This window comes from Streptosporangium nondiastaticum (assembly GCF_003011965.1).
GTDB lineage: Bacteria > Actinomycetota > Actinomycetes > Streptomycetales > Streptomycetaceae > Streptomyces > Streptomyces nondiastaticus.
Genome location: NZ_PXWG01000087.1, coordinates 21,008 through 27,007, shown reverse-complemented (window position 1 = coordinate 27,007; position 6,000 = coordinate 21,008). Strand labels below are relative to the sequence as shown.

At 74.0% G+C, this 6,000-nt stretch carries 4 protein-coding genes; 1 reads left to right on the top strand and 3 read right to left on the bottom strand.

The features are described 5' to 3' along the window. Positions 1 to 255 precede the first annotated feature (255 nt). A complete protein-coding gene (locus B7P34_RS24725) occupies positions 256 to 1,452 on the top strand; it encodes a MarP family serine protease (RefSeq protein WP_106679938.1) in 1,197 nt (398 codons plus the stop codon). A 64-nt stretch (positions 1,453 to 1,516) separates the two neighbouring features. Here the strand turns inward: B7P34_RS24725 and B7P34_RS24720 are convergent, their stop codons facing one another. The 3 genes from B7P34_RS24720 to B7P34_RS24710 form a co-directional block, all read right to left on the bottom strand. Further along, on the bottom strand, positions 1,517 to 2,338 hold the full coding sequence (locus B7P34_RS24720) for an HNH endonuclease family protein (RefSeq protein ID WP_106679936.1): 822 nt from the start codon (positions 2,336 to 2,338) through the stop codon (positions 1,517 to 1,519). Between the two features lie 175 nt (positions 2,339 to 2,513). Continuing rightward, a complete protein-coding gene (locus B7P34_RS24715; RefSeq protein WP_223268186.1) occupies positions 2,514 to 3,635 on the bottom strand; it encodes a helix-turn-helix domain-containing protein in 1,122 nt (373 codons plus the stop codon). Positions 3,636 to 3,953: 318 nt separating this feature from the next. Next, entirely contained in the window at positions 3,954 to 5,963 is a 2,010-nt protein-coding gene (locus tag B7P34_RS24710) for an MDR family MFS transporter (protein WP_106679932.1), read from the bottom strand. Positions 5,964 to 6,000: the final 37 nt, after the last annotated feature.

Genomic DNA, 6,000 nt, shown 5'->3' with positions numbered 1-6,000 from the left:
CGCCGGGCCGCGCCGTTTCGGCTGATCGCCGTGGCGGCGGAGGGAGGGGCCCCTGGCCCGCCCCTTCCCGAAACCGGGGCGCTGCCCCGGACCCCGCCCCCGTCGTACGTACCCCGCGCGCCCCCGCAACGTGTCGTACGCCATGAATTCGCCCGGATTGGGAACCGCCCCCGGCCGGAACCGCGTTTCTTCAAGTCCACGGGTCGGTGACCCGCGGTCGCGGTCGGGGGCGCGCGCGAAGGAAAGGGCTCCACGTTGAACCTGCTCGATCTGCTGCTGTTGCTCGTCGTGCTCGGCTACGCCGTCTCCGGCTTCCGCCGGGGCCTCGTGGCGAGCGTCGTGCTGCTCGCCGGTTTCCTCGGCGGAGCCGTCCTCGGCGTGTGGGCGCTGCCGTTCGCCCTGGAGCCGTTCGAGGCGGGGACGGCCACCGCGGCCGTGGTCGCGGTCGTCGTGGTCCTCGTCCCGGCCGGGATCGGGCACGCCCTGGCCGGCCGCCTCGCGTACGGCCTGCGCCGCAGGCTCACGTGGGCCCCGGTGCGGGGCGTGGACGGCATCGGCGGCGCCGTCGTGAACTCCCTGGCCGTGCTCCTCGTGGGCTGGGTCGCCGCGAGCGTCCTCGTCTCGGCGAACTCTCCGCTCCTGTCCCGCCAGATCAGGGAGTCGACCCTCCTGGGCGCCGTGCAGAAGGCGATGCCGGAGCAGGCCCCCACCTGGTTCAGCCGCACCACGGACGCCCTGACCGGCGCGGGCTTCCCGCAGGTGTTCAACCCGTTCGAGAGCGAGCCGGCGACGAGCGTCCCGGAGCCGTCCGGTGACATCGTCACGCCGGCCGCGAAGCGCGTCGCCCGCGAGAGCGTGGTCAAGGTCGAGGGCGTCGCCGACACGGGCGAGGGCCGCCGCGGCCAGGAGGGCAGCGGCTTCGTCTACGCCGCGCAGCACGTGATGACGAACGCCCACGTCGTGGCGGGGGTGCGGACCCCCACCGTGCGCGTCGGCGGCGTCGGCAAGGCGTACCAGGCGAAGGTCGTGCTCTTCGACCCGCGCACGGACGTCGCCGTCCTGGACGTGCCGGGCCTGCGGGCCCCCGTGCTGCCGTTCGACAAGGCCGCCAAGCGCGGTGACGCGGCGATCGTCGCGGGCTTCCCGGAGAACGGCGGCCTCGACGTCCGCGCGGCCACGGTCGCCAACGAGCTCCGCGCGAAGGGCCAGGACATCTACGGCGACGGCGTGACCACCCGCCAGGTGTACTCCGTACGGTCCACGATCCGGCCGGGCAACTCGGGCGGCCCGCTCCTGACCCCCTCGGGGCAGGTCTACGGCGTCGTGTTCGCCCGCTCCACGTCCGACGCGGAGACGGGCTACGTCCTGACGGCGACGCAGGTCGAGGACGCGGCCCGGCGCGCGGCCACGGCGACGTCGCCGGTGAGCACGGGGAGCCGGGCGGCGCTGTAGCGGTGCGGGCAGGGTCTCCGGCCGGGTCTCCGGCCGGGGTCGCCGGCCGGAGGCCCTGCGGGGGTCAGGACTTGCAGCCGGACAGGACCTGCTGCAGCTTGTCCTTCTCAGCGGAGGTGACGGACAGCCCGTAGTAGTCCTTCACTCCGATCCACGCCTCGCTGTAGTTGCACTCGGCGCCGGCCACCGGCAGCCACCGGTCCGGGCCGTTGTCCATCTTGCGCCGGTTGGCCCAGGTGGACACGGCGATCAGCTGCGGCGCGGCGGTCAGGTCGTTGGCGAACTCCCGCCGCTTCCGGTCCGACCAGTGGCGCGCCCCGGATCCCCACGCGTGCCGCAGCGGCACGAGGTGGTCGATGTCGACGTGCGCCGGGTCGGCCATGTCCCGGTTGTCGTACTCGCTGTGCCAGCGGCCGCCGACGACCTTGCAGCGGCCTTCGAGCCTCACGGGGACGACGGACTGGAGCTTGAGGGCGGTCTCCCGGGTGGTGCACTGGTCGATGCCGTGCCGGACCCAGCAGGTGGAGCCGAAGTACTTGCGCTTGTAGCCCTTGCTGCTGAACGGCCTGACCTTCAGCTCGTCCAGCATGCGCACGGCTTCCTTGACGTCCGGGATGTGCCGGGGCCACTTCACGGGGAGGCTGCGGTGGTGCGGGGCCGGGCCCGTCGTGGTGTCGGTCTTGGGGGGTGCGTAGACGTCGCCCTCCTCCGCCGTGGCCCCTTCGCACTCGTTCTCGTCGTAGTCCACCGGGGCCCGGTGGAGTCCGGCCTGCGGTGTGGTGGGTTCGGGCGGCGGGGGAGTGGCCCGGGCCGCGCTGCCGGGCAGGGCCGCCGGAAGGACGGCGGCGGTGGCGAAGGCGATTCCCAGGCGTCTGAACCGGCGCATGACGCATCTCCTCGTGGCTGCTGCGGATGCCGATGTGGCCGATGTAGCCGTGAGGAGAATTGACCGGTGACAGGTTTAAAACTGCATATATTATGACTAATTCACCCATCTGTGTAAGAGGGTGGCCGTAAGGGGTGTCGAGCCCCCCGGGCAAGCCCGCGCGCTCACGCCGCAGTCACGCCGCGATCTCCGCCATCAGCATCTGCAGCGTCCCGCACCACCTCTCCTGCGGCAGCGCGTCCAGCGCCGCCCGCGCACACGCCAGCCCGCCCTCGCGGTCGCCCGCGCGGACGAGAGTGAGGCCCTTGTGCAGCTCCAGGTGCGTGACGAAGCGGGGCAGCCGTTCCGGCAGTTCGCACAGGGCCGCCTCCCGGGCCTTCGCGGACTGCTTCTCGTCGCCCAGCCGCGCCGACAGCAGCGACAGGAAGCCGTTCATGCGCCACGCCGGAATGCTGTAGTCGCTGAGCCGCGCCGACGGGTCGTACGCGGCGTCGAAGATCCGCCGCGCCCGGTCGGCGAGGTGCAGGGCCGCCGGCCGGTCGCCGCGCAGGGCCGCCGCGTACGCCTTGCCGAGCGTGGCGTGCAGCAGGCCGACGGACGGCCTGTCCGTGAGGGCGAGCGCCTGGTCGGCCAGCAGGTCGGCGAGGCCCGTGGCCGTGCCGCCGTAGCCGAGGGCGAGGGCGCCCCGGCCGCGCACCCACACGCGTACGCCCACGTCCCCCGAGCGGTCCGCCGCCTCGGCGGCCGTCCGGAACCACTGGATGCTCCGCGCGGACTCCTGCCGCGGGAACGTCGTCGCGTACACCGTCATCAGCCGCGCCGCCGCCGACCACATCGCCGGGGCGTCCAGCTGCTGCTGGACGACGACGAGGTCCTCGGCGACCCGCCGCTGGAGGTCGGCGGCGGGCGAGGACATGTAGTCGGTGCCGTACGCGTCCAGCCGGGCCTCCCAGTCGTCGGCCGAGGGGCCGCCGCGCAGCCGGGCGGCGAAGCCCAGGCCGAGGAGGTCGGAGGTGACGGAAGGGGCGAGCGCGGCGGTCGTCGCCGCGGCGGCCCCGCCGGCGCGGCCAGGGGCGCGACCGGCGTCGAGCGCGGCCTGCGGCACGTCGAACACCCCGGCGAGGGCGCGCAGGTAGAACGGGCCGGGCCGGACCTTGCCCCGCTCCCAGCCGCTCACGTACTCCCGGGTCAGCGCGGTGCCGCACGCGGCGTTGACCTCCGCCGCGAGCCGGCCCTGGCTCCATCCGCGCGCCGTGCGCAGCTCCCTGACAAGATCTCCGGTCTCCACGGGAGCCATCTAGCCACGCGTGCCCCTGGAAATGCCACTAGTGGAGCATTCGCCTCCATAAGAGGCTGGGGACCGAGCGGCTCGGACCGCGATGCGCCACGGGGGTGCACGTCGGGGTCCGGCGCACGCGGCGGCGTGCGCGCCTCCAGGCCGGGTCACCGCCCCTGCACGGGCGACCCGAGGGGGCGGCCCCGGGGGGATCCCCCTTTCCCGGGGCCGCCACCTGTTCACCCACGGGCCTTCACCGCCTGTGCGGCGGCGCCACGGGTCTTCACCGCCTGTGCGGCGGCGGGGCCCTCACACCGGGATCCGTCACACCGGGATCCGTCACACCGGGATCCGTTCCTCTTCCTCCTCCGCCTCCTCCAGCAGCCGGGCCGCCAGCGCGTCCAGCGCGCGGTCGAGCCGGGCCCGGTCCGCCGGGTCGCCCGCGTCCCAGTCGCCCAGGCGGGCGGCCAGCCACGAGCGCCAGGTCGCGGCCAGCCGCTCGATCTCCGCCTCGCCCGCGGGCGTGAGCGACAGCAGGTCGCCCTCCACCCGCGCGTACCCGGCCCCCGCCGTCCGTGCGAACACCGGCTCCAGCGCCTCCGGCGGCATCCGGTGCGCGGCCGCCACCGAGGACAGCGTCGCCTCGCCGCGGACGCGCAGCCGCCAGTGGATCTGGCCCAGCGTCCACGCCTCCGCCGGATCGAGCGGACTGCCCGACTCCGCCAGCAGCTGCCGGCCCACCGGCCCTCCGGCCCTGCGCATGACACTCGCCACCGCCCGCTCCAGCTGCCGCTCCGCCTCCGCCGAGTCCGGCGCCGCGAAGCCCTCGCCCATGTCGGCGGCCCCGGCCCGCGCGCTGTCGCGCAGCGGCACCTCCTTGAGGAACCACGCCGCGACGAAGCCCGCCACCGCCACCGGTACGACCCAGAGGAAGACGTAGTTCACGGTCTGCGCGTAGGCGTCGACGACCGGTCGCGCCTGCGCGGGCGGCAGCGCGGCCAGCCGCTGCGGGCTGACCACGGCGGACGGCGGCACGCCGGGCGAGCGGAGCAGCGCCTCCGCCAGCTCCGGCTTCAGCCGGCCCGCGTAGAGCGTGCCGAAGATGGCCGTGCCGAAGGAGCTGCCGAGCGTGCGGAAGAAGGTGACGCCGGAGGTGGCCGTGCCCAGCTCGTGGTACGGGACGGTGTTCTGCACGGCGATCGTCAGCACCTGCATGGCCAGCCCGATGCCGGCGCCCAGCACGAACATGTACAAGGACTCCAGCCACGCCCCGGTCGACGCCCCCATCGTCGACATCAGGTACAGCCCCAGCGCCATGACGGCCATGCCGGTGACGGGGAACCACCGGTAGCGGCCGGTGCGGCTGACGACGACGCCCGAGACCATGGACGCGCCCAGCAGCCCGGCGACCATCGGCAGCGCCCGCACGCCCGACATCGTCGCCGACACCCCGTCCACGTACTGCAGGTACGTCGGCAGGTACGTGAGCGCGCCCAGCATCGCGAAGCCGACGATGAAGCTGAGGAGGGAGCAGACGGTGAAGACGGGGTTGCGGAAGAGGTGCATGGGGAGCATGGGCTCCTCGGCCCGCAGCTCCACCAGGACGAAGGCGGTCAGCAGGACGACCGCGCCCGCGAAGAGCCCGACGATGACCGCCGAGCTCCACGCGTAGGTGTTGCCGCCCCACTCCAGGCCGAGGACGAGCGCGGAGGACCCGGCCGCGACCAGGGCGATGCCCAGGTAGTCGATCACGGGCCGCACGGCCGAGCGGACCACCGGGATCGTACGGGCCGCCATGACGACCATGACGACGGCGACGGGCACGTTGACGTAGAAGCACCAGCGCCACGTCGCGTGGTCGGTGAAGACGCCGCCCAGAGTCGGGCCGACGACCGTCGTCACGCCGAAGACCGCGCCCAGCGCGCCCTGGTACTTGCCGCGCTCGCGCAGCGGGATCACGTCCGCGATCAGCGCCATGGCGGTGACCATCAGCCCGCCGCCGCCCGCGCCCTGCACGGCGCGCGCCGCGATCAGCATCGCCATGGAGCCGGCGGCGCCCGCGAAGACCGAACCGGCCGTGAAGACCACCGCACTGAGCTGGAAGACGACCTTCCGGCCGAAGAGGTCGCCGAACTTGCCGACGAGGACGGTCGCCACGGTCTCCGCCAGCAGGTACGCCGTGACCACCCAGGCCATGTGCCCGCCGCCGCCGAGGTCCGCGACGATCGTCGGCAGCGCGGTCGAGACGATCGTCTGGTCGAGGGCCGCGAGCAGCATGCCGAGCACGATCGTGACGAAGACCAGGTTCGTGCGGCGGCGGCTGAGCACGGGGGGTGCGGCCGTGGTCATACGCCCAGCGTGTCGGGCGGGTGCCGGGGCCGCCACC